The organism is Stenotrophomonas sp. CS3K5, assembly GCF_059515225.1.
The window spans coordinates 383,400-405,264 of sequence record NZ_JCAKRX010000003.1; the positions used below are offsets into that span (position 1 = coordinate 383,400).

Sequence of the window (21,865 nt, forward strand, 5' to 3'; positions counted from 1 at the left end):
TCAACGCTTCAAAGCGACCCGTTGGCGTGCGGCGGAACCAGCTGCGCACGTCGGACGATGCCCAGCTGTTCGATGATCAGCGCCATTTCGTTGGTGACCTCGGTACGCTCGGTCCCCTGCGGAACCAAGCGGTCCAGCACCTGCTGGTAGGTATCCCAGAACGCCGGACCGCATCCGTGTTTGTGATAGCTGGCTTCCAGTTCGCGGCGTACCCGTTCAGCCAAGCCATGCATGCCGTATTCCATACGACCTCCGTTGGACTTGTTCTGCATCGTTGACGGTCTACCGACTCACTTGCGTGCTACTGAAAGACTCCCGGGCTTCACGACCGGTTGACTCCAATTAGTCATAGATTTCACGACAGGTCAATTACATCCGCTCGCTTTCGTGATCGAAATTATTAATCGTTCACAAAACTGCATACGGAAGCACCCTGGCTCCGGATGGGCCAGACCCGACACGACGCCCGTCACCCGGTGGCCCCAATTCAGTAGGCACTGCCAATGGGCAGAGCCAGTTCCATCGAATTTCTCTACTTTGCTAAGCATGCTTTGCGTTTCACGCTTAGCGCGCTAAAGACGACATCTTGTGGCGTAGCTCACCCGAATTCGGGTTCGGCGGCCTCGACGACCGGGAACAGGTTCGGGTATTGCTGATGAAGGATGTACTGCCGCAACGCAGGAATCGGGCCATCCTTGGGCCATTGCGACACTGCGGATCGGCTTATGCCAAAGAAGTGCGCCAGTTCGGCGTCCGTATGGAAGCCCAGCCGGTCGCGCACCTGCCGCTTGCTCCAGAATCCAGTCATGATCGGTCCTTCTGCTAATCAGACCGATTCTTGCGACAAGGCCTCTTTACGATCCAGGCGTTAAGCTGGCTTGCATAGATGAATACTCTCGGCCAACGACTCGCCATTGCCATGAAGAAAGCCGGGCACCCGCGCCCGGCCGATCTGGCCCGTGCCGCCGATTCAACGACGGCAACCATCAGCAACTGGCTCAACGACCATGTCAGCCCAGCCCATGTGAAGGCCGAACAGCTGTTCCGCATCGCCGATGCGGCCAAGCTGGACGCGCGCGAACTGCTGTACGGGGTGAGCGGCGGTGGGGTCGGTGAACGCGGCAACGCCTACGTGCCCAGCCAGGCCCATCTGGATGTCTGGCAGGACGCCTACGAACTGGTCAGCCACCTGGTCGAGGAGAACGGCCTGGAGATCGACCACCGTCGCCACGCCGCACTCGATCTGCTGGCGTTCGAGCTGTTGATGGACGGCTTCAGCCGCAGCAAGGTGGCCCGGGTGTTGAAGACCTCGATGTCCTGAACGCGCTGACGCTTGCACGCCGGCGCTGGTAGCATAGGCCGCGATGGGGATGGGGCTCCCCCGATAACCGCCTGAGAAGGCTGATGGCTCCTGCCAGGACGAACGTGGCGTTCGTCGATGGCAGGCCGTGCCTGCCTTCGGCGTTCGCCATCAACACCGCGAACCCGCTCTCGAGGCATGCGATGCAATCACTGAACAACTATCTTCTGGTCTTCGTCGGAGGCGGTGTCGGCGCCTGCCTGCGCCACGCCTGCAACCTGATCGGCGCACGGGTGGCCGTGGGCAGTCCGTGGCCGTGGTCCACGTTCCTGATCAATCTCAGCGGTGCACTGCTGATGGGCGTGGTGGTGGAGGCCTTCGCACTGCGCAATGGCGCCTCGCCGCAGCTGCGCCTGCTGCTGGCCACCGGCATCCTGGGCGGCTACACCACCTTCTCCACCTATGCGCTTGAAATCGGCCTGCTGCTGCAACGTGGCCAGCATGGGTTGGCCGCGCTGTATGCCGGCGGCTCGGTGGCCCTGGGCGTGGCCGGCCTGTTCGGCGGCATGAAGCTGGCCCGGTTGGCGTTGGGCTGAGGCTCAGGCAGCGCTGGCGCGGTCCTGCCCGCGCCACTGCCGGGGTGACTGCCCGGTATGCGCCTTGAAGGCCCGCGACAGTGCCGCTTCGCTGCCGTAGCCCACCTCATCGGCGATCCGCTTCAGCGGCCGGCCCTGACGCAATGCCTGCTGCGCCAATCCCACCCGCCAGCCCTGCAGGTACTGGCCCGGCGTGGTGCCCATCGCCTCGCGGAAGCTGGCCGCAAACACACTGCGCGACATCCCGGCTACTTCGGCCAGATCCTCCAGCGTCCAGGCCTGCGCCGGCGCTTCGTGCATCGCCACCAGCGCCAATCGCAGCCGCGGATGGCCCAGCCCGGCGAACAGGCCGCCGCGCATCTCGCCGCCCTCCATCAACTGGCGCAATACCTGGATCATCACCACCTCGAACAGGCGGTTGACCATCGCCGCGCGGCCGCAGCGCTGCTCGAACGCTTCTTCGAACAACAACTCCAGTGCCGCATTGCCGCCGTACAGTTCGGCCAGCGGCAGGCAGATGAAATCGGGCAGCGCCGCACTGATCGGGTTGAGCCGGCCGCCCTCGAAATGCAGGTTCGCGCAGGCCATGTCGGCACCTCGCTGCGGATCGGTGCTGAAACGGTGTGGCATCGGGCGCGGATACAGCAGCAGGCTGGGTACATCGACCTGCACGGTCTGCTGGCCGTGGCGGACATGCAGCGGCCCCCTCCTTACCAGGTGCAACTGACCGGCCTCGTCCTCGCCCTCCAGGCTGTTGATGCCGCACAACGCACCGGCATGGAACACCGAGGCGGTGACCGCGAAACGCTCCAGCAGGATGGCGAGACGGTCAACCATGACAGGACTCCAGATCACGCAGATGGCGTTCAATACGACAAATCGTATCGGAATCAGCGCCGTATGGGGCGACACTGGCCTGGCGATGGATCAGGCGCTATACACGCCGGACATCTCACGCACGGAGGCACCGATGTCGAACCGCATCGCCCTGATCCTGCTGCCGCTGCTGCTGTTGGCCGCGTCCGCCCACACGCAGGCGGCCTCTCCGCCGAAGATCGCGCAGCTGGCCTGGCTGACCGGATGCTGGCAGCTTGATGGTCACCCCGAAGGCGCCGGCGAGCAGTGGTCCACGCTGGCCGGCGGCACGCTGTTCGGCAGCAGCCGCAGCGTGCGCGACGGGCGCACCGTCGGCTTCGAGTTCATGCAGCTGCGCCAGCACGATGATGGTCGTCTGGTGCTGACCGCCCTGCCCTCCGGCCAGAACCCCACCGATTTCAACGCCACCCACGTCGATGACACCGAGGCCGTGTTCGAGAATCCGGCCAACGACTTCCCGCAGCGCATCCTCTATCGCCGCCTGGACGAACAGCGCGCGCACGCGCGTATCGAAGTCGCGCAGGACAACCCGGAACAGGCGGTGGATTTCCCGATGCACCGCGTTGCCTGTGGTGGACCGGTGCCGGCGCGCTGACCTTCTCCATCCTCGTGTCCATCACGCATGGTGGAGCTGCGATCCCTGCGGCAGTGCAGCGCGCGCAAGGTTGCGCCGCGATCTATGCTCGGCGCCGTTCCCGGATGGAATGATTACGATGCGTCGCTTGTTTCGACATGCCCTGGCCCTCGCCTTGCTGTTGCCTGCGACATCGTTGCTGGCGGCACCGCCCACGGCACCACGCACACTCAGTGGTGAACTGCAGGGGGCGCCGTGGCGGCTGGATGTGCCTGCAACCTGGAATGGCGAGCTGGTGATGCTGGCTCACGGCTATGAACCCGTGGGCGTGCCACGCACCACACCGATGACCGCCAATGACAGCACCACAGCGCTGCTGGGCGCAGGTTACGCCGTCGCGCAGAGTGCGTATTCCAACCAGGGCTGGGCAGTGGCCGAAGCGATCAATGACACCGAACGCCTGCGCGAACACGCCGCGCGGGAACTCAAGCACGTGCGCCATACCTGGATGCTGGGATTCTCGATGGGCGGTGCGGTGACCATCGGCAGCCTCGAGCGCTTCCCGCAGCACTACGCCGGCGGCGTTTCGCTGTGCGGCGCCAACCTCAGCGGCGAGCAGATCGCGGCGGACCTGCTGACGACACTGGTCGCATTCGATTATTTTTTCCCCGCCGCCGAAGGCCTGCCGCGCAGCGGCCTGGTTTCGCGGGAAGCGGCAGCGCTGCCGCAGGGCGCGCTGTACCAAGGCATCGCCCTTGCCCTGCAACGCGATCCCGCGCGCGCGGCAGTGCTGGCGCAGCGGTTGCAGGTCTCCGCCGATGCACTGGCCGGCACCATCAGCCTGCATGCGCTGGTCCTGCACGAGCTGGCCACGCGCAGCGGCGGCCTGCCGGTCGGCAACCGCAACGTGGACTACAGCGGTTTCGGTGACGACGCAGCATTCAATGCCGGCGTGCAGCGCCTCGATGCGGTGCCTGCCGCGCAGGCCAAGGTGCGCAGCACGCTGGCGCTGACCGGCGCCCTGAAGCGGCCGCTGGTGATCCAGTTCAACCACAACGATCCCACCATCGTGCCGCACATGCAGACGCTGTATCCGCAACTGGCCAAGAGTGCCGGCGCTGCGCCGTTGCCGCAGGTGCTGCCTGCGGTGGGTGAAGGTCACTGTGGCTTCTCCGATGCCCAGGTCGTCGAGGCGCTGAAGGCGGTGCAGCGCTGAGCGCGGCATCGCGCCGCAGTGCGGCGGGACAGCGCGGCACCGACTGCTATGGTGGCCTGGCCCATTGACGGGCAGACAAAGGACTGACGTGATGATCAAGACGACCTTGAAGACCGTGATGCTCCTTGGCATGGCCGTGACCGGCCTGGCCTTCGCCGCAGATTCCTGCGACTTCTGCACGCTGAAGTACGAACAATGCCTGCGTGCGACGCATGGACCGTTGGGCAAGACCTCCGAGCAGTGCGACGCCGAGTACCGCCTGTGCCGTGAAACGGATTGCCCGTCTCCCTGACCGGCGTCCGGCCGGCTCCTGCGGGAGCCGGCTCAGCCCGCCACGTTGGCAAACGCTTACGATACAGAGACCGGTAGCGCCCCTGCCGCCGTCTCTCCCTGCTGAAGCAACGCACACGATGGCTTTCTTCGAACGACTGAGTGACACCCGCTACCTGCCGACCAAGTTCGACCTGTCCAACGGCATGGCGGTGCGCGCCGACCCCAGGACTGTGGCCTTCCCCAACCTGGACCTGACCGCGCACCTGTTCGGCATGCCTGAAGGCGAATGGCTGGGCTTTGACACCCCGGTGTCGTTCGGCCAGCAGGGCCTGGGCCTGACCAGCACGGTGCTGCACGATGCACGCGGCCCGATCGGGACGCTTGCCCAGGCCCTTACCGTGCGTCCGTAACCGATAGCGGGCGGCCTCAGCCGCCCAGTGTGCCCATCGTGAAGGTGTAGCCGGAGCTCATCAGGAATTCGCGCATGCGCATTTCCGCGCGGCGCGGCGAGGCCAGGTTGGCCGGGGCATACAGCGCGTAGACCACGCCGGCACCTTCGATGGCCTCGCGGCGCACGCCGCAATGGCGGGTTTCCGATGCGACCACCCATCCGTCCTTCAAACGGTCCGGCCCGATCGACTGGCCGTTCATCAGCCGGAACGTCAGCCAGCGTACTTCCGCAGAGGATTTGTTCATTGCCGGCCTGCCGGCTGCATGTCACGGTCGTTCATGTCCTTGCTCGCCATTGCAGCTCCCTAAGACTTGGAACCTGACCATAGCGCCTTGCCATGTCGTGGGGAAATGAGACTGAAAAGCAGGCCTGTGGGCGCCCGCCGGGCTATGCTGCACGCCCACTCGGCCGCGGCCATCGCCTGCCGCCACGACAAGGATCGTCATGCATCGCTACCTCCTGCTCATCACGGCCGCCTCCATCGTTGCCGTTCTCGGCATGCAACCGGTTCGCGCAGAGGACGGTACGCCCGCAGGCGCATCGTCGGCGTGGACTCTGGTGCGGAAGGAGGCCACCGACGAGAGTGCCGGCAGATGCGCGATCTTTCCGCGTACCCCATCACGCCCCTATCCATTCTTCATCTTCGAGCCAGGGCTGGCGCCCACCATCGGCGTGTCATTCAGTGAGGTCGGCAACACCGGGATCGGTGTAAGGGTGGATGCTCATCCGGAAGCAAATGATCGAAGGATCATCCTGGATCGCGACACCGCCGTGATCCTCGAGCAGATCCGTGCCGGTGGCCAGCACATTACCGCGCGCGACAGCGTTGCACGCAACACATTCAGTACGCAGGGCCTGCTGCCGTTGCTGGATGCCTGCGCGATACAGGCGCAGCCGTAGGTCGACGATCGACAAGGTGCTGCACGAGCGCGGCATCCGGATAAAAACAAAAAAGCCCTGACCGAAGTCAGGGCTTTTCAATTGGAGGCCTCAAGCGGAATCGAACCGCTGTAAACGGATTTGCAATCCGGTGCATAGCCACTCTGCCATGAGGCCAACGTACTGCGCGTCAGGAACGTAGCCCTGACAAGACAAAACCCCAAGATGGGGCCTGTCGGAACATGGAGCGGGAAACGAGACTCGAACTCGCGACCTCAACCTTGGCAAGGTTGCGCTCTACCAACTGAGCTATTCCCGCATAAGCCGACATGGTACCGGAAATCCGGAACACACACCAGCGATTTCACCTTTCTGACTGCGCGCAAAGCCTTGTGGCTCAACGTGCCCCGCCTTGCCGTGGCGGGAGAAAAACAAGGCCCCTGTCGGGGCCCTGTAGAATCTGGAGCGGGAAACGAGACTCGAACTCGCGACCTCAACCTTGGCAAGGTTGCGCTCTACCAACTGAGCTATTCCCGCAGATTCATTCGACCTGCGTCGAAGGAGCGCTATTGTGTCCAAATTCCTTCACGTCGTCAACAGTCTTCACACGATGCCGTCATGGCCCTGCGCCGTGGGGTACGCTGCCCCGCCCGGCCCGGTTCACCCATGTTCCTTCGCGGTATGCCCCTGCTGATCGCCCTGCTGCTGCAACTGCTGGTGGCGCTGCTGTTGTGGGCACTTATTCCATTGGGCATGAGCTGGTATCGCGACACCGTCGGTTTCACTTCGCATCGCGACATCGGCCTGGGCATCGCACAGTTCCATGTCTTCTGGATGCTCATCGGTGCCCAGCCGCTGATCGCCGTGCTGCGGCCGCTGCGGGCCAAGCTGCTGGTGCTGGCAATTCCTTTGGCTTTCGCCACCTGGACGCTGATGCACAACCATCCGCTGCGCATGCTCTATTTCACCGTCGGGCCTGGCCTGCTGACACCGGCTGCCATCTTCGCCAGCCGGCGCCTTTCATCACCCGGACCTTCGCTGCCCAGCACGGACACCGCAGATGCCTAGGCGCTACATCCGCTTGTTCTGGCTGCTGGTCGCACTGACCTGGCTCGCCCTGATCGCCGCACTGGTCAATGCCGGCTTCACGCCCGACTACTGGCTGCTGCGCCGCCTGGAAGGCGCCGAACTGCCCTACCCGACCAGCACCGTGGTCCTGTTCGCGCTGCTGGGTACCGTTGAACTGGTGGTGGCCGCGCTGATCGTGCGGCCCTGGCGGTTGAAACGCCTGTGGCTGCGCTTGCTGATCGCCTTTTTCCTGCTGCTGGCATGGTCGGTGCCGTGGATGCTGTCGGCGATGCATCAACCGCCCGTGCACGGCATGCACCTGCTGTGGTTGCTGCTGCTGGACGTCGGCCTGCTGCTGGCGCTGTGTCTGGTGTCGGCGGTGAGTCTCCTGCGAAGAATTCGCGACGGGAAGAAGGCCGGGAGGACCGCTCCGTAGCGCATTCGATCCAAGCACTTCGCCAGCTCAATTTCGGATCTCTTGCATGGATTGCTACCGACCTGAGCGGCAAGGTCGAGTGTCCGACAGCGAAGAACGCCCGAATCGTGCTCCTGCCCAACGCACTCCGCGACTCCCATGTCTTCTGGCTGCTCGCATCATTGATCTGGCTGCTGCTTGTCTGCGCGCTCGTCCATGCAGGATTTCAACCCGATCACTGGCAGTTGCACCACACCGATTCCGGCACAGGGCCCTACCCCATCGGCTCAGTCATCACCTTCGCACTGATCATCGCTGCAGAGATCGTCGCGCTGGGCCTGATGCTGCAGCCATGGCGATCCCATGGCTTGTGGCTGCGGATGCTGATCGGCATCCTGCCGTGGCTGGGCTGGACCCTGCTGTGGGGCGCGTCGGCCATGCATCAATCGCCCGTGCGCGGCGTGCACATGCCCTGGTTGCTGGCCGCCAGCGCCATCTTGCTGCTGGCGCTGCTTGTGATCGTGCCGGTCTCCGCCTGCCCTCGGCTACGGCGTTGGCTCAGCCGCTGACTGCGCCTGCTTCCGGAACTCCACCCGCACGTGCTGGCCGAAGCGCGCCTTGGCCTCGCCATCGAACTCGAGCACGCACTCCACCACCTTGGCCACGCCACGCCCTGCGTCTTCAGGCAGGCGGGCCTGCGCGAACACCGGGCTGATGCGCACCACGCGTGCGGACGGCAGCGTGCCGGTGTTTTCGGCACCATCGCTGTCCGGCACCACGGTGGCCTGCATGCCCACCTGCACGGCATCGGCGTAGGCCGCGCTGAGTTCGGCACGTACCTGCAGCGGGCGCGCCGGCAGCAGTGAGATCGTCGGCTTGCCGGCCTGCACGAAGGCGCCGAGGCCCGGCACCTGGCCGACCACGGTGCCGGCCTCCGGCGCGGTCAGCGACATCTGCTGCAGTTTCAGCCTGGCGTATTCCAGCTTGTGCTGGGCCATGTCGACCTGCGCAGCGGCCACGTCGACATCGGCGCGTACGCCAGCCAGCTGCTGCTTGGCCGCATCGGCCTGCTGGTTGGACGACACGCCTTCGCTGGCGCCGGTGGCCAGGCGGGCGGCGTTACGCTCCAGTTCGCGCAACTGCGCCTGGCTGCCCTTCAACCGGTCATTGGCCAAGGCCAGATCGGCGCTGGCCATCGCCACCTCCTGTTGCAGCAATGCACCATCCAACGACAGCAGGAGCTGTCCCTTCTTCACCAGCGCACCCTCCTTCACCGGCGCTGCGCTGATCGAGCCGTCCATCGGCGGTGCGAGCGCAATCAGCCCACCCTCCACATCAATGATGCCGCGCGCAACGGCGACCTTGTTGGCGGCATCGCCGGTCTTGCCCGCAGGAGCGGTTGCAGGCGCAGACGCCTCCCTGGCGCAGGCGCCGAGCAGCAACGCTGCGGACAAGGCCAGGCCGAGCGAAAACAGGTGCGATGTTCTGATCATGGGGCGGACTCTACGGTTTCATTCTGGCGGCGGTCATCACGGACCATGCCGTCTTCCATGGCGATCACCCGATCGGCATGCCGGATCAGGCGTGGATCGTGGCTCACGCACAGCACAGTGGCGCCATGTGCACGCGCGTAACGATGCAGGATGTCGATGACGCGCTGGCCATTCTCGGCATCCAGCGCACTGGTCGGTTCGTCGGCGAAGATCAGCGTCGGCGACTTGGCGAAGGCGCGAGCCACCGCCACGCGTTGCTTCTCTCCGCCGGACAGCTGCGCCGGGCGCATATGGCTGCGATGGCCCAGGCCGACCTCTTCCAGTGCTCTGCGCGCCAACGGTTCGCTATCGCGATTGCGCATGCCCCGGTAGCCCAAGGGCAGCTGCACCTGTTCCAGCGCGGTCAGCGCCGGGAACAGATTGAAGCCCTGGAACACGAACCCGACATGATGCAGCCGGAATCGCTCCACCTCGCTGCGGCTCATGTGCCCCACATCCTGGCCGAGCGCATGTACGCGACCACCATCGGGCGACGACAGGCCGGACAGCAGCGACAACAGCGTGCTCTTGCCGCAGCCGGACGGTCCTGAGACCAAGGTCAGTTCACCGGGATAGATGTCCAGTGACAGGCCGCGCAGCACCGGCACCTGCACATCGCCGGACAGGAAGCCCTTCTCCAGTGCGTCGGCCTGCAGAGTTGGCGCAACGGCGCGTGTGGATGTCATCGGCCAGCCCTCAGCGCAACAGCAACGATGGATCGGAGCGGACGACGCTGCGTACCGCCATGATGCTCGACAGCATGGCCATCACCGCGACCAGCGCCACGCAGCCGAGGATGACCATCGGCGTCAGCTGCACCGGCACGCGCTGGGTCTGCGCGATCAACAGCACCACGGTGCTGAACGCCGCCGCCAGCAACATGCCCACACCACCAATCAGCAGCGCCTGCTCGAACACCACCCGCGCCAGCGCATAGCGACCGGCACCGAGTGCATTGAGCGTGGCGTACTCGCGCACCGAACCGGCCACCACCGAAGCGAACGACTGGTTGGTGATCACCGCGCCGACGAAGCAGACGATGACCGCCATGAACAGCACCGCGATGCCGGCGCCGGTATCGAACAGCCAGTACCGCTGCGAGCGGCTGGCGAACTCGGGCGCCGTCCAGAACTCGACCGGCGTGGCCTGGCCCATCGAGGCCGACAGGCGATCGCGCACGCGATCGGCCAGCTCCGGCGAGCGCAGGCCCGCCACGAAATAGGTGCTGCCTTCATGCGGATCGGTGCCGGCAATGGCGCGCGCAGTATCCAGCGAGGCCAGCACGTTGACACCACCAAGACCCCTCAGGCCGGGTTGTGCGGCGACCACACGCACGGCCTTGCCGTTGATCCAGGCACGGTTGTTCTGCAGGTCCACGCCCAGCGTATCCAGATCGGCGCTGTCGACGATCACCGCGCCCGGCTCGCGCAGTTGCGCACGCAGGTCAGCCGGCAGGATGCGCGCGAACATCATCGCGTCGTCGGCGGTGGCGATGCCGGACAGGTACACCGACACGTTGCCGGTGCCCGGCGCACTGGAGCGCCACTCGCCATCGACCCACTCGTAGGGTTCGACGCGGGTGACATCCGGGTCCATGCGCAGGTGGCTTTCCACATCGGCGCTGATGGCATGACCGTAGTTGACGCTCTGTGTCCCGGGAAAACCGGCCCAGATATCGGCCGACGACGCTTTCACGTAAATCGCAGCGGTGCCGAAGATGCCCAGCACCAGCGCCGCCTGCACGATCAGCAGCACGCCGGCGAAGCACATCGCCATCACCACCGGCAGGAACCGGCGCCACTCATAGGCCAGGGTCTTGCGGGCCAGCGCGATCATTGCGCCGCATCCTCGGTCTCGACCGGCAACGGTGCGCCGCCAAGCGCGCGGTACAGCGACGCAAACGCCAGCGCGCGCGCGCCCTGCGCACCGATCAGATCAGCCTGCGCGGCGAGTGCGGCACGCTGTGTGTCCAGACCCTCGAATTCGCTGGACAGGCCCAGCTGCACCTGCCGTGCCTGGCGCCTGACCTGCTGGCTGGCGGCCTCGTTGGCCGCACGCAGCGACTGGATGCTGCTGTCCTGTCGGGCCAGGCTGCCCAGTGCGCCTTCCACTTCGCTTACGCCTTCCAGCACCGCCTTGCGGTAGCCCAGCAACGCGGCGTCCAGCTGCTTGTCCTCGGCCTGGAAGCGCGCACGGCGCTGGCCCCAGTCCCACAGCGGTATGTCGATGTAGGGGCCGATCGAGGGGCTGGAATCAGAGTTGGAGCGCGCATTCTGGGTGAGGTTGTAGGCGTACAGGATCGAGCCGCCCAGACTGACCCGTGGGTACATCGCCGCGCGCGCGGTGCCCTTGTCGGCCGCAGCCTGCAGCACCGCCGATTCGGCCAGCAGGATCTGCGGGCGATGCCGCAGCAGGTCCGCTGGCACCTGCTGCAAGGCAAACACACCGAGTCTGGGCGGCGTGCGCCAGGCGCGCCACGCCGGGTCCGGGCCATCGCGACCGAGCAACAGCGCCAGTGCACGCGCTGCGCTGTCTGCATTCTCACGCGCCTGCGCCGACGCCGCGCGCGTGGCCGCCTGGCGCGCCTGCAGGCGTTCCAGCTCTCCCGGTTCATCCAGGCGCAGGCGCTGCCGCACCCGGGCCAACTGCTCGCCGCGATCGTCCACGGCCTGCTGGCGGGCCAGCAGATCCTGCTGCGCCTGCGCCACGGTCAGATCCAGATAGCTGCGCACCACGTCGGCAATCACCGCCACCTGCGCGGCGCTGCGCAGTGCTTCGGCATTGCCGGCCGAGGCCTGCGCCGCCAGATGCGCACTTTCGGCGGCACCGAACAGGCCCAGATCCCAGATCGCTTCAATGCCAGCATGGAAATAGGTATCGACGGCGGCGGCGTCCTGCACCTGCTTGGCGCTGGCCGAGATCTCCGGCAGGAAGCGCGAATCGGCGGTGCCCGATGTGATCCGCACTGCCTGCAGCCGCAGCGTGGCCTGCTGCAGGTCGAGGTTGCCGGCGATGGCCTGGTCGACCAGACCATCGAGTGCCGGGTCGGACAGGACCTTCCACCACTGCCGCGCGTCCACCGCCACGCCGCTTCCCGGTGGCGGCTGGGTCCAGGCGCTCGGCGTACGGTCAGGCAGTTCTGGAACGGGCACCGACATGCAACCGGCCAGCGCCAGACTGGCCAGCAATGCCCCCGGACGCAGCACCCCCTGCAAGGTAAGTCCGCGCCCGGTCCTGGGCACTGCCACTGGAGTGATACGCCTGACCACCGGCCTGCCAACGTGTTAAGGGAGCACGCAGGCTACCGTGTGATTGTGGAGCGAACATGGAGAAATGGTCCGAAAAAGGTCACAGCACGCGTGCGGTTCAGGCAACGCGACCCGAGCCTTTCACTCCGCTTTCAATGCGTTCCCGGCACGGAACACTGGACGACTTTCACGGTGTATTGCCGCTGGCGAGTGACTGCCTTGATCACCACACTGATTGTCGCCGCACTCGCGGTCGCGTTGAGCACCCCACTGGCCTCGAACGCCGTACTGCTCCTGATGGAGCACAGCAACGTCATCCCCGGTGAATCTTCGATCTTCACGTTCGAACCGTGCGCGATGCCCAGGCCAGGGGACGCGCGCTGACGGGGCGATGGCGCACCCGGAGTGGCAAACGAAAAACGCCCCCTTTCGGGAGCGTTCTTCTTGAATCTGGAGCGGGAAACGAGACTCGAACTCGCGACCTCAACCTTGGCAAGGTTGCGCTCTACCAACTGAGCTATTCCCGCAGATTCCGTTCGACCTGCGTCGAAGGAGCGCTATTGTGTCGATATTGCTGCACGGCGTCAACAGGAAATTTCACCTGCATGCCCGGGCAGCGTTCAGCCCCCAGCCTACGTTCCCCGGTGTGCAGTCCGACGTTGAGCGGTCAATCGCCCGGCAGATGATCCATCCCCTGTGCAGGCGCCGCTTGCCATGGAACGCCGGTGCCGTGCAGCGCGTTGTCCGCAAACGAAAAACGCCCCCTTGCGGGAGCGTTTTTCTTGAATCTGGAGCGGGAAACGAGACTCGAACTCGCGACCTCAACCTTGGCAAGGTTGCGCTCTACCAACTGAGCTATTCCCGCTTGGGAGGCGAAATTCTACCCGTTCCAAGGATGGCGTCAAGCGCTTTTTTCGGGTCTGCAAGGCGACCTGCATTACGCATCCACGCATGGCGTGGATGGAAACATCATCGTTGGGGTCAGAGCCCTTTCCTGCGGAAAGGGATCCGACCCCGGCACTCAGTTGCCCAGCTTCTTCTGCCGCGAACGCTCGCGCGCGGCGCGCTCGTCTTCGCGCAGGCTCGGCCAGGCGGCGTGCAGGTACTGCAGGCCCGACCACAGGGTCAGCACTGCGGCAATGGCCAGCGTCCAATCACCAATGTGGAATACCGGCCAGCCCATCCAGATGTCTTCCACCGGTACGTTCGGCGCCACCGAGTACAGCAGGCACAACAGCGCGACCATCTGCGCGGTGGTCTTGATCTTGCCGATCATCGCCACGCGCACCTTCGCGCGCTGGCCCAGCTCGGCCATCCATTCGCGCAGCGCCGACACCGCGATTTCGCGGCCGACGATCACCGCCGCCCAGAAGGCCATCCACGGCGTCGGGTGGCCCTGCACGATCAGGAACAGCGCCACCGCCACCATCAACTTGTCCGCAACCGGATCGAGGAAAGCGCCGAATGCCGACTCCAGCTGGTAGCGGCGGGCGATCCAGCCATCGAGCCAATCGGTGATCGCGGCCAGGCCGAAGATCGCCGCCGAAGCGAAGTTGGTCCAGGTGTAGGGCAGGTAGAACACCAGCACCAGCACCGGGATCATCACGATCCGCAACAACGTGAGCCAGGTGGGCAGGGTCAACTTCATGCTTGCGTGCTTCTCTCTCTACTCGGCCGCATCGGGCGTGGCCAACCCGTGCAGGTTAGCGTAGATACGCGCCGCAAGGGCGTCATTGATGCCTTCCACCTTGGCGATTTCCGCCTCGCCGGCGGCCTTGAGGCCGACCAGACCGCCGAAATGCTTGAGCAGGCTGGCACGGCGACGCGGGCCGATGCCGGGGATGTCCTCCAGCTTGCTGGTCATCCGGGCCTTCTGGCGACGGCCGCGGTGACCGGTGATAGCGAACCGGTGCGCCTCGTCGCGCACCTGCTGGATGAACTGCAGCGCCGGATTGGCGGCCCCCGGGCGCAACTCACGGCCATCGGGCATCACCAGCGCTTCGTGGCCGGCACGGCGCTCCACGCCCTTGGCAACGCCCACCAGCAGCACGCCTTCCACGCCCAAGTCGGCCAGCGCGGACTGGGCCTGGGCCAGCTGGCCGGCACCACCGTCGATGAGCAGTACATCCGGCAGCACGCCCTGCTCTTCCACCGCACGACGGAAGCGACGGTCGATGGCCTGGCGCATGGCGGCATAGTCATCGCCCGGCTCGATGCCGCTGATGTTGAAACGGCGGTACTGCGCGCGCACCGGCCCGGCCGCGTCGAACACCACGCACGAGGCCACGGTGGCTTCGCCCAGCGTATGGCTGATATCGAAGCATTCCACCCGCTTGACCGGCTCGGCCAGCCCCAGCATGTCGCGCAACGCATCGCTGCGCGCGTGCTGGGCATTGCGGCTGTTGAGTTCCGTGGCCAGCGTCAACTGCGCGTTGCGGCTGGCCAGTTCCACGTAGCCGGCGCGCTCGCCGCGCACGTTCCACTTCAGCTGCACCTTGCGCTCGGCCGAGGCCGACAGCGCCCCCACCAGCAGGTCGGCGTCGGGAATCTCGCGGTCCAGCAGGATCTCGCGCGGTGGCTCGAACTCGATGTAGTACTGCGAGACGAACGCGGCCAGCACTTCCTCCGCGCTGTCCTCGCCATTGGTGCGTGGAAAGAACGGACGGGTACCGAGGTTGCGACCGTCGCGGAACGCCAGCAGCAGCACGCAGGCCTGCGAACCCTGCATGGCCACCGCCAGCACGTCCAGATCGGCGGCGCGGCCATCCACATACTGCCGGGTCTGCATGCTGCGCAACGAGGAGATCAGATCGCGCAGGCGCGCGGCCTGTTCGAACTCCAGCGCCTCGCTGGCGGCCTGCATCTGCTCACCCAGCTCGCGGGTCAGCTCATCACTCTTGCCTTCCAGGAACAGTGCGGCACGGCGCACCGATTCGGCGTACTCGGCCGGCGCCACCAGTTCCACGCAGGGCGCACTGCAGCGGCCGATCTGGTACTGCAGGCACGGCCGCGAACGGTTGCGGAACACGCTGTCCTCGCAACTGCGCAGCTTGAACAGCTTGTGCATCAGGTTGAGCGTCTCGCGCACTGCGGTGACGCCCGGGTATGGCCCGAAATAGCGCCCGGGAATGGCACGCGGCCCGCGATGCAGGGCGATGCGCGGCCAGTCTTCGCGGGTCAGCAGCACATGCGGATAGGTCTTGTCGTCGCGCAGCGAAACGTTGTAGCGCGGCGACAGCGACTTGATCAGCTGGTTCTCCAGCAGCAGCGCCTCGGCTTCCGAGCGCGTCACGGTCACGTCCATGCGCGCGATCTGCGAAATCATCGACATGATCCGCGCATTCTTCGGGCTGCCGTTGAAGTAGCTGCCCACACGGTTGCGCAGTGCGCGCGCCTTGCCGACATACAGCAGGGTGTCGTCGGCGGCGTACATCCGGTACACGCCGGGGGCCGTGCTCAGATGGGCCGCGAAGGCCTTGCCGTCGAAGGCCGGGGCGGAAGCGTCGGTCATTCGCTGATCGGTACTTCGCTGAGCACGCCGCTGTCGGGGTCGAACCGCAGTACGGCATGCGCATCGGTCTCGGCGATCCACACCGCGCCCGCACCGACGGCCAGGCCCGCCGGGCCGTGCAGCCGGCGCGGCAATGGCTGGGTGGTCAGTTCACCACCGCCCAGGCGCAACGTGCGCAGATGGCCGTTGCCGGTATCGGCAATCCACAGAAGGGGGGCCTCGGGGCTCAGCGCGATCGCCTGCGGGAACTGCAGGCTGGCCTGCGCGCGCGGGCCGTCCTCATGGCCAAAGCGCCAGGCCCCCTGGCCGACCAGGGTCTGCACCAGATCACCGCGCAGCTGCAGCGCGCGGATCGACGAGCCCAGCGCATCGGCCACGTACAGCACCTGCTGCACCACGGCCAACGCGGTCGGCTGGGCAAAGGCAGCCAGGTGGCCACTGCCGTCACGCTCATCGATCGACCCACTGCCGGCGCGCCACTGCAGGCTGCGCTGGCCCAGATGGAAACTCCAGATGCGGTTGTCGCCGGCCATGGCGATGTGCAGCTGGTTGTCGGCAATGGCCAGGCCGGTCGGATGGTCCAGCGAGACCTGCCGCGCCTGCGCGACCGGCCCTTCCACCGGCGCACCGGGGCGACCGTTGCCGCACAAGGTGTCGACGATACCGGTCAGCAGGTTGATACGGCGTACGGCATGGTTGCCGGTGTCGGCCACGTACAGCGAATCGCGTTCCAGCACCAGCGCCTGCGGACGGTGGAACGCCGCCTCAGCCAGGTTGCCGTCCATGAAATCGGCAGTACCAAGGCCGAACTGGCGCAGGATGCGCCCGCCATGGCTGCATTCAAGGATGCGGTGATGGCCACTGTCGGCGATGTACAGCCGTTCGGTGCTGACTGCCAGGCCGAGCGGGAAGCGCAGCGGATGGCGCGGCTCCGGATGCAGTTCGCTGCCGCCACGCGGTGGCGCCAGAGGCGCGCCCTGGCACAGCGCGTTCAAGGCGCGCTCCAGGTCCCCGGGGGCGCCCTGCCCGATCAGCCGCTGCTGTTCGCGGCCCTGCGCATCCAGCAGCACCAGCGTCGGCCACGCGGTGATGCCGAAGCGGCGCCAGCCATCCCAGTCGGTATCGAGCAGCACCGGCATCGACAACCCCTGCCGGCGCAGCAGTTTCAGTGCGGCATCGGCCTCGCGCTCGAAATCGAATCGCGGCACCTGCAGTACCAGCGGCTGCAGCTTGCCGGGGTGTCGCGACAACCATTGGCCAAACTCGGCCAGGCGCTGCGCGCTCCACGCGGAGGCGGCATTGACGAACAACAGGGCCACCGGCCGACCGCGCAGTTCGGTCAGCGTGCAGGGCGTGGCATTGAGCCAGGCGGCAAACTCGGGCAGGTCCGGGACGGGCTGGACGTTCATGACCCGATTATGCCGGAGTCGGCGTCATGCAACAGTCGTGCCACTGCACGTTTTGCAGCTTCGTCCACCAGCGTCCAGACCTGTTCGAACTGCTCGCTGCCCCCGGTGTAGGGGTCCGGGATCGCGCCCGCTCCCCGCCCGCCCGACCACGGCAGATACAGCGCCAGGCGCTCACGCTGGGCGGGCGATGCCAGGCGCCCGGCATCGCGCAGATTGGCCGGGTCGGCACACAGGATCCAGTCAAACCGGTCGAAATCGCGGGCCTGCAACTGGCGTGCACGCAGCCCGCCGATGTCCACACCATGACCGGCCGCGCAGATGATCGCGCGCCGGTCCGGCGGCTCACCCACGTGCCAGTCACCGGTGCCGGCCGAATCGACCTCTACCCGCCCGGCCAGCGGCGAGGCGTCCAGGCGGGCGCGCAATGCGCCTTCGGCCATCGGCGAACGGCAGATGTTGCCGAGGCAGACGACCAGCAGTCTCATCGTACGGCCAGCGCCTGCAACAGCGCCTCGGCGCGCTCCAGGTCTTCGGGCGTGTCGATGCCCGGCGGGAACGGCTCGGGCGAGATCGCTACGCTGATCGGGTAGCCGGCCTCCAGCACGCGCAACTGCTCCAGCGATTCGACCTGTTCAAGCTGCCCTGGCGGCATGGCGGCAAACTGCTGCAGGAAACCGGCACGGTAGCCGTAGATGCCGATGTGGCGCAGCCAGGCATGACCTTCCGGCAGTGCCTCACGACTGCGCGCGAAGCCATCGCGGTGCCAGGCGATCGGGGCACGGCTGAAGTACATCGCTTCGTTGCGCGCGTTGCGCACCAGCTTGACCACGTTCGGGTCGAACAGCGTAGGCGCATCCTCGACGGTGGTGGCCAGGGTCGACATCGGCGCAGTGCCGTTGACAAGTGCCTCGGCCACGGCGCGGATGCCTGCCGCCGGCGCGAATGGTTCGTCACCCTGCAGGTTGACCACGACGGTGTCATCGGCCCAGCCGGCAATACGCGCGCACTCGGCCAGGCGGTCGGTGCCGGACGCATGTGAGGCAGCAGTCATTGCCACCTTCACTTCGGCCAGCCCGGACAGCGCATCGACAATGCGCTGATCGTCGGTGGCCACCCACACCTGGCCTGCGCCGGCCTGCAGCGCGCGGCGCGCCACGTGCAGCACCAGCGGCTCACCGCCCAGCAGGCGCAAGGGTTTTCCCGGCAGCCGCGAAGCGGCATAGCGGGCCGGAATGGCAACAACGAATTCGGTCATGCGGGCGGTACTCGGCAGGCTCGTTACAACGGGAATGCGGCCGGCGGCGTGTGAATGCAAGCGCCGCCGCGTTACTCAGTTCGGTCGCAGCTTGTCCAGGCGATCGGTCACCGCCACCCAGAACGCGGCCGGCAGCTCGGCGCGCAGTGGCACCGCGTAGTGCCAATCGTTGCCGAACGCACGGCATTTCACCGCATCCTTCTCGGTCATCAGTACCGGCAGCTGGCTGCCAAACGACAGATCCTGCGGCTGGTAGGCCTGGTGGTCGGCGAAGGCATGCGGCACCACGCCGATGCCACGCGCACGCAGCATGTCGAAGAAGCGCTGCGGGTGCGCGATGCCGGCCACTGCATGCACGCGCTGGCCCTTGAAGTACGACAGCGGGCGCGCGCGACCACCGGCCAGCGGCTGCGCGCTGTCGATCTGCAACACCATCGGCCACTGCCCGAAACCACAGGCCTGGGCCGCGCTTTCCGCCTCGGCCTGGCCGAGGTTGACCACGCGGAAGTCGCATTCGCTGGCGCGGCTCACCGGTTCACGCAGCGGTCCGGCTGGAATCATCAGGCCGTTGCCATAGCGGCGCTGCGCATCGACAACTTCGATCTCGATATCGCGCGCCAGGCGGTAGTGCTGCAGGCCGTCATCACATACGATCACATCACAGCCGGCCTCGACCAACGCCCTGCCAGCCGCCACCCGGTCGCGGTCCACGCGTACCGGCACGCCGGTCTTCCAGGCGATCAGCACCGGCTCATCGCCGCCCTTGGCGGTCGGCGTATCGGCCTGCACCCACAGCGGTGTGTCGGCGTCTTCGCGGCCATAGCCACGACTGGCCACACCCGGCTTCCAGCCGGCCGCACGCAGGCGTTCAACCAGGGCGATGGTCAGCGGCGTCTTGCCGGTCCCCCCTGCGGTGATGTTGCCGACCACGATGACCGGTACCGGCAATGCGTGGCGCTTGCGCCAACCGCGCCGGTAGGCACGCCGGCGCAGCGCGGTGACGCCGGCATACAGCGGCGCCAGCAGGCGCATCGCCCACGGAACCGGCGTGCCGTCATACCAGTACGGCGGGGTCTGGGTACCCTTGCCTGCCATCAGTCCTGCCTTTCGCGGAACTGCATGCTGTGCAGGTGCTGGTACAGCCCCCCCATCTCGAGCAGCTCGCGGTGGGTGCCGCGTTCGACAATGCGGCCGTGGTCCATCACCAGCACCTGGTCGGCATGTTCGATGGTCGACAGGCGATGAGCGATGACCAGCGTGGTGCGTTCCGGCATCAGGCGCTGCAATGCATCCTGCACCAGCCGCTCGGACTCGTTGTCCAGCGCCGCCGTGGCTTCATCGAGGATCAGGATCGGGGCATCACGCAGGATCGCGCGGGCAATCGCCAGGCGCTGGCGCTGGCCGCCGGACAGCAGCGCACCGTTCTCGCCGACCGGGGTCTGCAGCTGCTGCGGCATGCGTGCGATGAACTCCCAGGCGTTGGCGGCTTCGGCCGCGGCACGGATCTGTTCATCACTTGCTTCCATGCCATAGGCGATGTTGGCGGCGATGGTGTCGTCAAACAGCATCACCTTCTGCCCGACGATCGCCACCTGCCGGCGCAGGTCGGCCAGCGGGTAATCGTCCAGGGCCACGCCATCGAGAGTGATGACACCGCCACTGGGCTCATAGAAGCGCGGCACCAGCCGGATCAGGCTGGTCTTGCCGCTGCCGGAGCGGCCGACGATGGCCGTGACGGTGCCCGGCCGGGCGATGAAGCTGATGTCGTCCAGGGCGATGCCGCTGTCTTCGCGGTAGCGCAGCATGACGTGGTCGAATGCAAGCTCACCCCGCACGCGCTGCACCGTCGTGCGGCCCTGGTCGCGCTCCACCGGCATGTCGAGGATGCCGAACAGGCGCTCGGCGGCAGCCACACCGCGCGAGATCGAGGTCTGCACGCTGGTCAAGCGTCGCAGCGACGGAATGATGGCCATCATCGAGGTCATCAGGCCCATGAACTGGCCCGCGTTGAGCTTGCCAGCCAGCGCTTCGCGGGTGGACACCCAGACGATCACCGCCAGCGCCAGTGCCGCCAGGAACTGCACCACGCTGGAGGCGGCGGCGCGGGTGACTTCCACCTTCATATTCAGCGCCAGCATGCGGTTGGCCAGGCGCGAGTAGCGCGAGATCTCGTGCTGCTGGGTGCCGTGCACCTTCACTTCCTGCTGTGCCGCCAGCGACTGCTCGGCGGTCTGCGCCATCGTGCCCATGCCATCCTGGATGCCACGGCTGATGCGGCGGTAGCGCTTGCCCACATAGGACACGATGCCACCGATCAGCGGCACCACCAGCAGCATCGCCAGGGTGACCTTGACGCTCATCTGCAGCATCACCGCCAGCATCGCGATGATGGTCAGGGTATCGGCCACCACGGTCTTGAGTGCATCGGCGCTGGCCTGGGTGACCTGTTCGGTATCGAAGTTCAGGCGGCTGACCATCACCGGCGTCGCTTCGGTATCGAAGTGGGACGACGGCAGGTGCAGATACTTCTGCAGCACCTGCTCGCGCAGGTCGCGCACCACGCTGCGGCCGGTCTTGGCCAGCGTGTAGTCGCTGACCCAGGTGGCCACGCTGCGCATCAGGAACAGGCCCAGGATGGTCAGCGGCAGGATCACCGCCATGCGCGGTTCGGGGTTGACGAAACCGCGGTTGACCAGCGGCTCCATCAGCTTGGTGAAGTGATAGCCGGCCAGGGCTTCAACCACCATGGCGATGACCGCACCCACCATGAACACCCAGTAGGTGCGGGTGTAGCCCAGCAGACGTTTGTAGATCGGCCACACCGGCGCGTGATGGGAACTCATGGACGCACCTCTGGCGCAGTTGCAATGGCGATACGACGGAAACCGAGCTGACCGAGCGCGTCCTGCGCGGTCACTACGGCCTGGTAGGGAGTGCGTGCATCGGCGCGCAGCAGCACCGGCTGGCTGCGATCACTGCCGGCGACGGCGGCGATGGTCTGCTTGACCGACTCGACGTCGCTGCGCAGCACTTCCTGGTCATTGATGAAATAGCGGCCTTCGGCGTTGATCAGTACGCTGAGCGAACGCGGCGGCTCGTTGTTGGGCTGCTGGCTGGCGGTCGGCAGCTGCACCTGCAGCGTCGAACGCGCGTCGAAGGTGGTGGTGACCACGAAGAAGATGATCAGCACCAGGATCACATCGATCAGCGGAACCAGATCGATATGCGGCTCATCCTGGGATCGGTCGTTGCCGATACGCAT

The 21,865-nt window shown here is 66.2% G+C and carries 27 protein-coding genes, 5 tRNA genes and 1 riboswitch; of the genes, 10 read left to right on the plus strand and 22 right to left on the minus strand.

Annotated elements, in window-relative coordinates:
• Nucleotides 1–8: 8 nt before the first annotated feature.
• Nucleotides 9–245: a hypothetical protein gene (locus AC5YGJ_RS06860; RefSeq protein WP_249844461.1), complete on the minus strand. Its 237-nt coding sequence runs from the start codon at nt 243–245 to the stop codon at nt 9–11.
• Between the two features lie 353 nt (nt 246–598).
• Nucleotides 599–808 (minus strand): helix-turn-helix domain-containing protein, encoded by a 210-nt coding sequence (locus tag AC5YGJ_RS06865; protein ID WP_496186123.1) that lies wholly within the window; start codon nt 806–808, stop codon nt 599–601.
• A gap of 111 nt (nt 809–919) precedes the next feature.
• Between AC5YGJ_RS06865 and AC5YGJ_RS06870 the strand changes: the two genes are divergently transcribed.
• Together AC5YGJ_RS06870 and crcB are read left to right on the plus strand one after the other, a co-directional pair.
• Complete coding sequence (locus AC5YGJ_RS06870) at nt 920–1,321, plus strand: transcriptional regulator (protein ID WP_496186166.1); 402 nt, start codon at nt 920–922, stop codon at nt 1,319–1,321.
• Nucleotides 1,322–1,357: 36 nt separating this feature from the next.
• Nucleotides 1,358–1,421: riboswitch (Fluoride riboswitch) on the plus strand.
• Nucleotides 1,422–1,503: 82 nt separating this feature from the next.
• On the plus strand, nt 1,504–1,896 hold the full coding sequence (gene crcB / locus AC5YGJ_RS06875; protein ID WP_107233120.1) for a fluoride efflux transporter CrcB: 393 nt from the start codon (nt 1,504–1,506) through the stop codon (nt 1,894–1,896).
• A 3-nt stretch (nt 1,897–1,899) separates the two neighbouring features.
• Here the strand turns inward: crcB and AC5YGJ_RS06880 are convergent, their stop codons facing one another.
• Nucleotides 1,900–2,733 (minus strand): AraC family transcriptional regulator, encoded by an 834-nt coding sequence (locus AC5YGJ_RS06880; protein WP_249844464.1) that lies wholly within the window; start codon nt 2,731–2,733, stop codon nt 1,900–1,902.
• Between the two features lie 133 nt (nt 2,734–2,866).
• On the opposite strand from AC5YGJ_RS06880, the gene AC5YGJ_RS06885 reads away from it, so the two are divergent.
• From AC5YGJ_RS06885 to AC5YGJ_RS06900, 4 genes are all read left to right on the plus strand, one after another.
• Nucleotides 2,867–3,367, plus strand: a complete 501-nt coding sequence (locus AC5YGJ_RS06885; RefSeq protein ID WP_496186124.1) for a DUF6265 family protein — start codon at nt 2,867–2,869, stop codon at nt 3,365–3,367.
• Between the two features lie 118 nt (nt 3,368–3,485).
• A complete protein-coding gene (locus AC5YGJ_RS06890) occupies nt 3,486–4,562 on the plus strand; it encodes an alpha/beta hydrolase family protein (RefSeq protein ID WP_496186125.1) in 1,077 nt (358 codons plus the stop codon).
• Between the two features lie 91 nt (nt 4,563–4,653).
• Complete coding sequence (locus AC5YGJ_RS06895) at nt 4,654–4,854, plus strand: hypothetical protein (protein WP_249844467.1); 201 nt, start codon at nt 4,654–4,656, stop codon at nt 4,852–4,854.
• 118 nt (nt 4,855–4,972) lie between these two features.
• Nucleotides 4,973–5,245, plus strand: coding sequence for a hypothetical protein (locus AC5YGJ_RS06900; protein WP_496186126.1), 273 nt, complete (start codon nt 4,973–4,975; stop codon nt 5,243–5,245).
• A 16-nt stretch (nt 5,246–5,261) separates the two neighbouring features.
• Here AC5YGJ_RS06900 and AC5YGJ_RS06905 read toward each other — a convergent pair whose 3' ends face one another.
• Nucleotides 5,262–5,531 (minus strand): hypothetical protein, encoded by a 270-nt coding sequence (locus tag AC5YGJ_RS06905; RefSeq protein WP_057495854.1) that lies wholly within the window; start codon nt 5,529–5,531, stop codon nt 5,262–5,264.
• 199 nt (nt 5,532–5,730) lie between these two features.
• On the opposite strand from AC5YGJ_RS06905, the gene AC5YGJ_RS06910 reads away from it, so the two are divergent.
• The gene (locus tag AC5YGJ_RS06910; protein WP_496186127.1) at nt 5,731–6,186 is read left to right on the plus strand and encodes a hypothetical protein; all 456 of its coding nucleotides are present in this window, start codon (nt 5,731–5,733) and stop codon (nt 6,184–6,186) included.
• 82 nt (nt 6,187–6,268) lie between these two features.
• Here AC5YGJ_RS06910 and AC5YGJ_RS06915 read toward each other — a convergent pair.
• From AC5YGJ_RS06915 to AC5YGJ_RS06925, 3 genes are all read right to left on the minus strand, one after another.
• Nucleotides 6,269–6,342 (minus strand) — tRNA-Cys (locus AC5YGJ_RS06915).
• Between the two features lie 66 nt (nt 6,343–6,408).
• A tRNA-Gly gene (locus AC5YGJ_RS06920) sits at nt 6,409–6,484 on the minus strand.
• A gap of 142 nt (nt 6,485–6,626) precedes the next feature.
• Nucleotides 6,627–6,702 (minus strand) — tRNA-Gly (locus AC5YGJ_RS06925).
• Nucleotides 6,703–6,783: 81 nt separating this feature from the next.
• On the opposite strand from AC5YGJ_RS06925, the gene AC5YGJ_RS06930 reads away from it, so the two are divergent.
• The 3 genes from AC5YGJ_RS06930 to AC5YGJ_RS06940 all read left to right on the plus strand — a co-directional run bounded on the left by AC5YGJ_RS06930 (nt 6,784) and on the right by AC5YGJ_RS06940 (nt 8,217).
• Complete coding sequence (locus AC5YGJ_RS06930; RefSeq protein WP_496186128.1) at nt 6,784–7,233, plus strand: hypothetical protein; 450 nt, start codon at nt 6,784–6,786, stop codon at nt 7,231–7,233.
• Entirely contained in the window at nt 7,226–7,669 is a 444-nt protein-coding gene (locus AC5YGJ_RS06935) for a hypothetical protein (RefSeq protein WP_496186129.1), read from the plus strand. Before AC5YGJ_RS06930 ends, AC5YGJ_RS06935 begins: the two co-directional genes overlap by 8 nt.
• A gap of 107 nt (nt 7,670–7,776) precedes the next feature.
• On the plus strand, nt 7,777–8,217 hold the full coding sequence (locus AC5YGJ_RS06940; protein WP_496186130.1) for a hypothetical protein: 441 nt from the start codon (nt 7,777–7,779) through the stop codon (nt 8,215–8,217).
• Here the strand turns inward: AC5YGJ_RS06940 and AC5YGJ_RS06945 are convergent.
• The 15 genes from AC5YGJ_RS06945 to AC5YGJ_RS07015 all read right to left on the minus strand — a co-directional run bounded on the left by AC5YGJ_RS06945 (nt 8,194) and on the right by AC5YGJ_RS07015 (nt 21,865).
• Nucleotides 8,194–9,141: an efflux RND transporter periplasmic adaptor subunit gene (locus AC5YGJ_RS06945; RefSeq protein WP_496186131.1), complete on the minus strand. Its 948-nt coding sequence runs from the start codon at nt 9,139–9,141 to the stop codon at nt 8,194–8,196. The genes AC5YGJ_RS06940 and AC5YGJ_RS06945 overlap by 24 nt on opposite strands.
• Nucleotides 9,138–9,866, minus strand: coding sequence for an ABC transporter ATP-binding protein (locus AC5YGJ_RS06950; protein ID WP_107233067.1), 729 nt, complete (start codon nt 9,864–9,866; stop codon nt 9,138–9,140). The genes AC5YGJ_RS06945 and AC5YGJ_RS06950 overlap by 4 nt, the downstream gene beginning before the upstream one ends.
• Nucleotides 9,867–9,876: 10 nt before the next feature.
• The gene (locus AC5YGJ_RS06955) at nt 9,877–11,016 is read right to left on the minus strand and encodes an ABC transporter permease (protein ID WP_249844474.1); all 1,140 of its coding nucleotides are present in this window, start codon (nt 11,014–11,016) and stop codon (nt 9,877–9,879) included.
• Nucleotides 11,013–12,338 carry a TolC family protein gene (locus AC5YGJ_RS06960; RefSeq protein WP_496186132.1) on the minus strand — a complete coding sequence of 442 codons (1,326 nt, stop codon included), beginning with the start codon at nt 12,336–12,338 and terminating at the stop codon, nt 11,013–11,015. The genes AC5YGJ_RS06955 and AC5YGJ_RS06960 overlap by 4 nt, the downstream gene beginning before the upstream one ends.
• A 242-nt stretch (nt 12,339–12,580) precedes the next feature.
• A complete protein-coding gene (locus AC5YGJ_RS06965; protein ID WP_496186133.1) occupies nt 12,581–12,769 on the minus strand; it encodes a hypothetical protein in 189 nt (62 codons plus the stop codon).
• A 110-nt stretch (nt 12,770–12,879) separates the two neighbouring features.
• A tRNA-Gly gene (locus AC5YGJ_RS06970) sits at nt 12,880–12,955 on the minus strand.
• 262 nt (nt 12,956–13,217) lie between these two features.
• Nucleotides 13,218–13,293: transfer RNA gene (locus tag AC5YGJ_RS06975), tRNA-Gly, on the minus strand.
• Nucleotides 13,294–13,449: 156 nt separating this feature from the next.
• Nucleotides 13,450–14,076: a CDP-diacylglycerol--glycerol-3-phosphate 3-phosphatidyltransferase gene (pgsA, locus tag AC5YGJ_RS06980; RefSeq protein ID WP_021203601.1), complete on the minus strand. Its 627-nt coding sequence runs from the start codon at nt 14,074–14,076 to the stop codon at nt 13,450–13,452.
• Between the two features lie 18 nt (nt 14,077–14,094).
• A complete protein-coding gene (gene uvrC / locus AC5YGJ_RS06985) occupies nt 14,095–15,939 on the minus strand; it encodes an excinuclease ABC subunit UvrC (protein WP_496186134.1) in 1,845 nt (614 codons plus the stop codon).
• Nucleotides 15,936–17,348 (minus strand): hypothetical protein, encoded by a 1,413-nt coding sequence (locus tag AC5YGJ_RS06990; protein ID WP_496186135.1) that lies wholly within the window; start codon nt 17,346–17,348, stop codon nt 15,936–15,938. The genes uvrC and AC5YGJ_RS06990 overlap by 4 nt, the downstream gene beginning before the upstream one ends.
• Nucleotides 17,345–17,833 carry a low molecular weight protein-tyrosine-phosphatase gene (locus AC5YGJ_RS06995; protein WP_496186136.1) on the minus strand — a complete coding sequence of 163 codons (489 nt, stop codon included), beginning with the start codon at nt 17,831–17,833 and terminating at the stop codon, nt 17,345–17,347. The genes AC5YGJ_RS06990 and AC5YGJ_RS06995 overlap by 4 nt, the downstream gene beginning before the upstream one ends.
• Nucleotides 17,830–18,603 carry a 3-deoxy-manno-octulosonate cytidylyltransferase gene (gene kdsB, locus AC5YGJ_RS07000; RefSeq protein WP_496186137.1) on the minus strand — a complete coding sequence of 258 codons (774 nt, stop codon included), beginning with the start codon at nt 18,601–18,603 and terminating at the stop codon, nt 17,830–17,832. The genes AC5YGJ_RS06995 and kdsB overlap by 4 nt, the downstream gene beginning before the upstream one ends.
• Before the next feature lie 75 nt (nt 18,604–18,678).
• On the minus strand, nt 18,679–19,698 hold the full coding sequence (gene lpxK, locus AC5YGJ_RS07005; protein WP_496186138.1) for a tetraacyldisaccharide 4'-kinase: 1,020 nt from the start codon (nt 19,696–19,698) through the stop codon (nt 18,679–18,681).
• Complete coding sequence (gene msbA / locus AC5YGJ_RS07010; RefSeq protein WP_249844480.1) at nt 19,698–21,446, minus strand: lipid A export permease/ATP-binding protein MsbA; 1,749 nt, start codon at nt 21,444–21,446, stop codon at nt 19,698–19,700. The genes lpxK and msbA overlap by 1 nt, the downstream gene beginning before the upstream one ends.
• Nucleotides 21,443–21,865: an ExbD/TolR family protein gene (locus tag AC5YGJ_RS07015; protein ID WP_014036620.1), complete on the minus strand. Its 423-nt coding sequence runs from the start codon at nt 21,863–21,865 to the stop codon at nt 21,443–21,445. Before AC5YGJ_RS07015 ends, msbA begins: the two co-directional genes overlap by 4 nt.

Excerpts from the sequence above, each read along its gene's own strand:
- AC5YGJ_RS06860 (WP_249844461.1), bottom strand. The coding sequence starts at position 245 with ATGGAATACGGCATGCATGGCTTGGCTGAACGGGTACGCCGCGAACTG.
- AC5YGJ_RS06865 (WP_496186123.1), bottom strand. The coding sequence starts at position 808 with ATGACTGGATTCTGGAGCAAGCGGCAGGTGCGCGACCGGCTGGGCTTC.
- AC5YGJ_RS06870 (WP_496186166.1), top strand. The coding sequence starts at position 920 with ATGAAGAAAGCCGGGCACCCGCGCCCGGCCGATCTGGCCCGTGCCGCC.
- crcB (WP_107233120.1), top strand. The coding sequence starts at position 1,504 with ATGCAATCACTGAACAACTATCTTCTGGTCTTCGTCGGAGGCGGTGTC.
- AC5YGJ_RS06880 (WP_249844464.1), bottom strand. The coding sequence starts at position 2,733 with ATGGTTGACCGTCTCGCCATCCTGCTGGAGCGTTTCGCGGTCACCGCC.
- AC5YGJ_RS06885 (WP_496186124.1), top strand. The coding sequence starts at position 2,867 with ATGTCGAACCGCATCGCCCTGATCCTGCTGCCGCTGCTGCTGTTGGCC.
- AC5YGJ_RS06890 (WP_496186125.1), top strand. The coding sequence starts at position 3,486 with ATGCGTCGCTTGTTTCGACATGCCCTGGCCCTCGCCTTGCTGTTGCCT.
- AC5YGJ_RS06895 (WP_249844467.1), top strand. The coding sequence starts at position 4,654 with ATGATCAAGACGACCTTGAAGACCGTGATGCTCCTTGGCATGGCCGTG.
- AC5YGJ_RS06900 (WP_496186126.1), top strand. The coding sequence starts at position 4,973 with ATGGCTTTCTTCGAACGACTGAGTGACACCCGCTACCTGCCGACCAAG.
- AC5YGJ_RS06905 (WP_057495854.1), bottom strand. The coding sequence starts at position 5,531 with ATGAACAAATCCTCTGCGGAAGTACGCTGGCTGACGTTCCGGCTGATG.
- AC5YGJ_RS06910 (WP_496186127.1), top strand. The coding sequence starts at position 5,731 with ATGCATCGCTACCTCCTGCTCATCACGGCCGCCTCCATCGTTGCCGTT.
- AC5YGJ_RS06930 (WP_496186128.1), top strand. The coding sequence starts at position 6,784 with ATGGCCCTGCGCCGTGGGGTACGCTGCCCCGCCCGGCCCGGTTCACCC.
- AC5YGJ_RS06935 (WP_496186129.1), top strand. The coding sequence starts at position 7,226 with ATGCCTAGGCGCTACATCCGCTTGTTCTGGCTGCTGGTCGCACTGACC.
- AC5YGJ_RS06945 (WP_496186131.1), bottom strand. The coding sequence starts at position 9,141 with ATGATCAGAACATCGCACCTGTTTTCGCTCGGCCTGGCCTTGTCCGCA.
- AC5YGJ_RS06950 (WP_107233067.1), bottom strand. The coding sequence starts at position 9,866 with ATGACATCCACACGCGCCGTTGCGCCAACTCTGCAGGCCGACGCACTG.
- AC5YGJ_RS06955 (WP_249844474.1), bottom strand. The coding sequence starts at position 11,016 with ATGATCGCGCTGGCCCGCAAGACCCTGGCCTATGAGTGGCGCCGGTTC.
- AC5YGJ_RS06960 (WP_496186132.1), bottom strand. The coding sequence starts at position 12,338 with ATGTCGGTGCCCGTTCCAGAACTGCCTGACCGTACGCCGAGCGCCTGG.
- pgsA (WP_021203601.1), bottom strand. The coding sequence starts at position 14,076 with ATGAAGTTGACCCTGCCCACCTGGCTCACGTTGTTGCGGATCGTGATG.
- uvrC (WP_496186134.1), bottom strand. The coding sequence starts at position 15,939 with ATGACCGACGCTTCCGCCCCGGCCTTCGACGGCAAGGCCTTCGCGGCC.
- AC5YGJ_RS06990 (WP_496186135.1), bottom strand. The coding sequence starts at position 17,348 with ATGAACGTCCAGCCCGTCCCGGACCTGCCCGAGTTTGCCGCCTGGCTC.
- AC5YGJ_RS06995 (WP_496186136.1), bottom strand. The coding sequence starts at position 17,833 with ATGAGACTGCTGGTCGTCTGCCTCGGCAACATCTGCCGTTCGCCGATG.
- kdsB (WP_496186137.1), bottom strand. The coding sequence starts at position 18,603 with ATGACCGAATTCGTTGTTGCCATTCCGGCCCGCTATGCCGCTTCGCGG.
- lpxK (WP_496186138.1), bottom strand. The coding sequence starts at position 19,698 with ATGGCAGGCAAGGGTACCCAGACCCCGCCGTACTGGTATGACGGCACG.
- msbA (WP_249844480.1), bottom strand. The coding sequence starts at position 21,446 with ATGAGTTCCCATCACGCGCCGGTGTGGCCGATCTACAAACGTCTGCTG.
- AC5YGJ_RS07015 (WP_014036620.1), bottom strand. The coding sequence starts at position 21,865 with ATGCGTATCGGCAACGACCGATCCCAGGATGAGCCGCATATCGATCTG.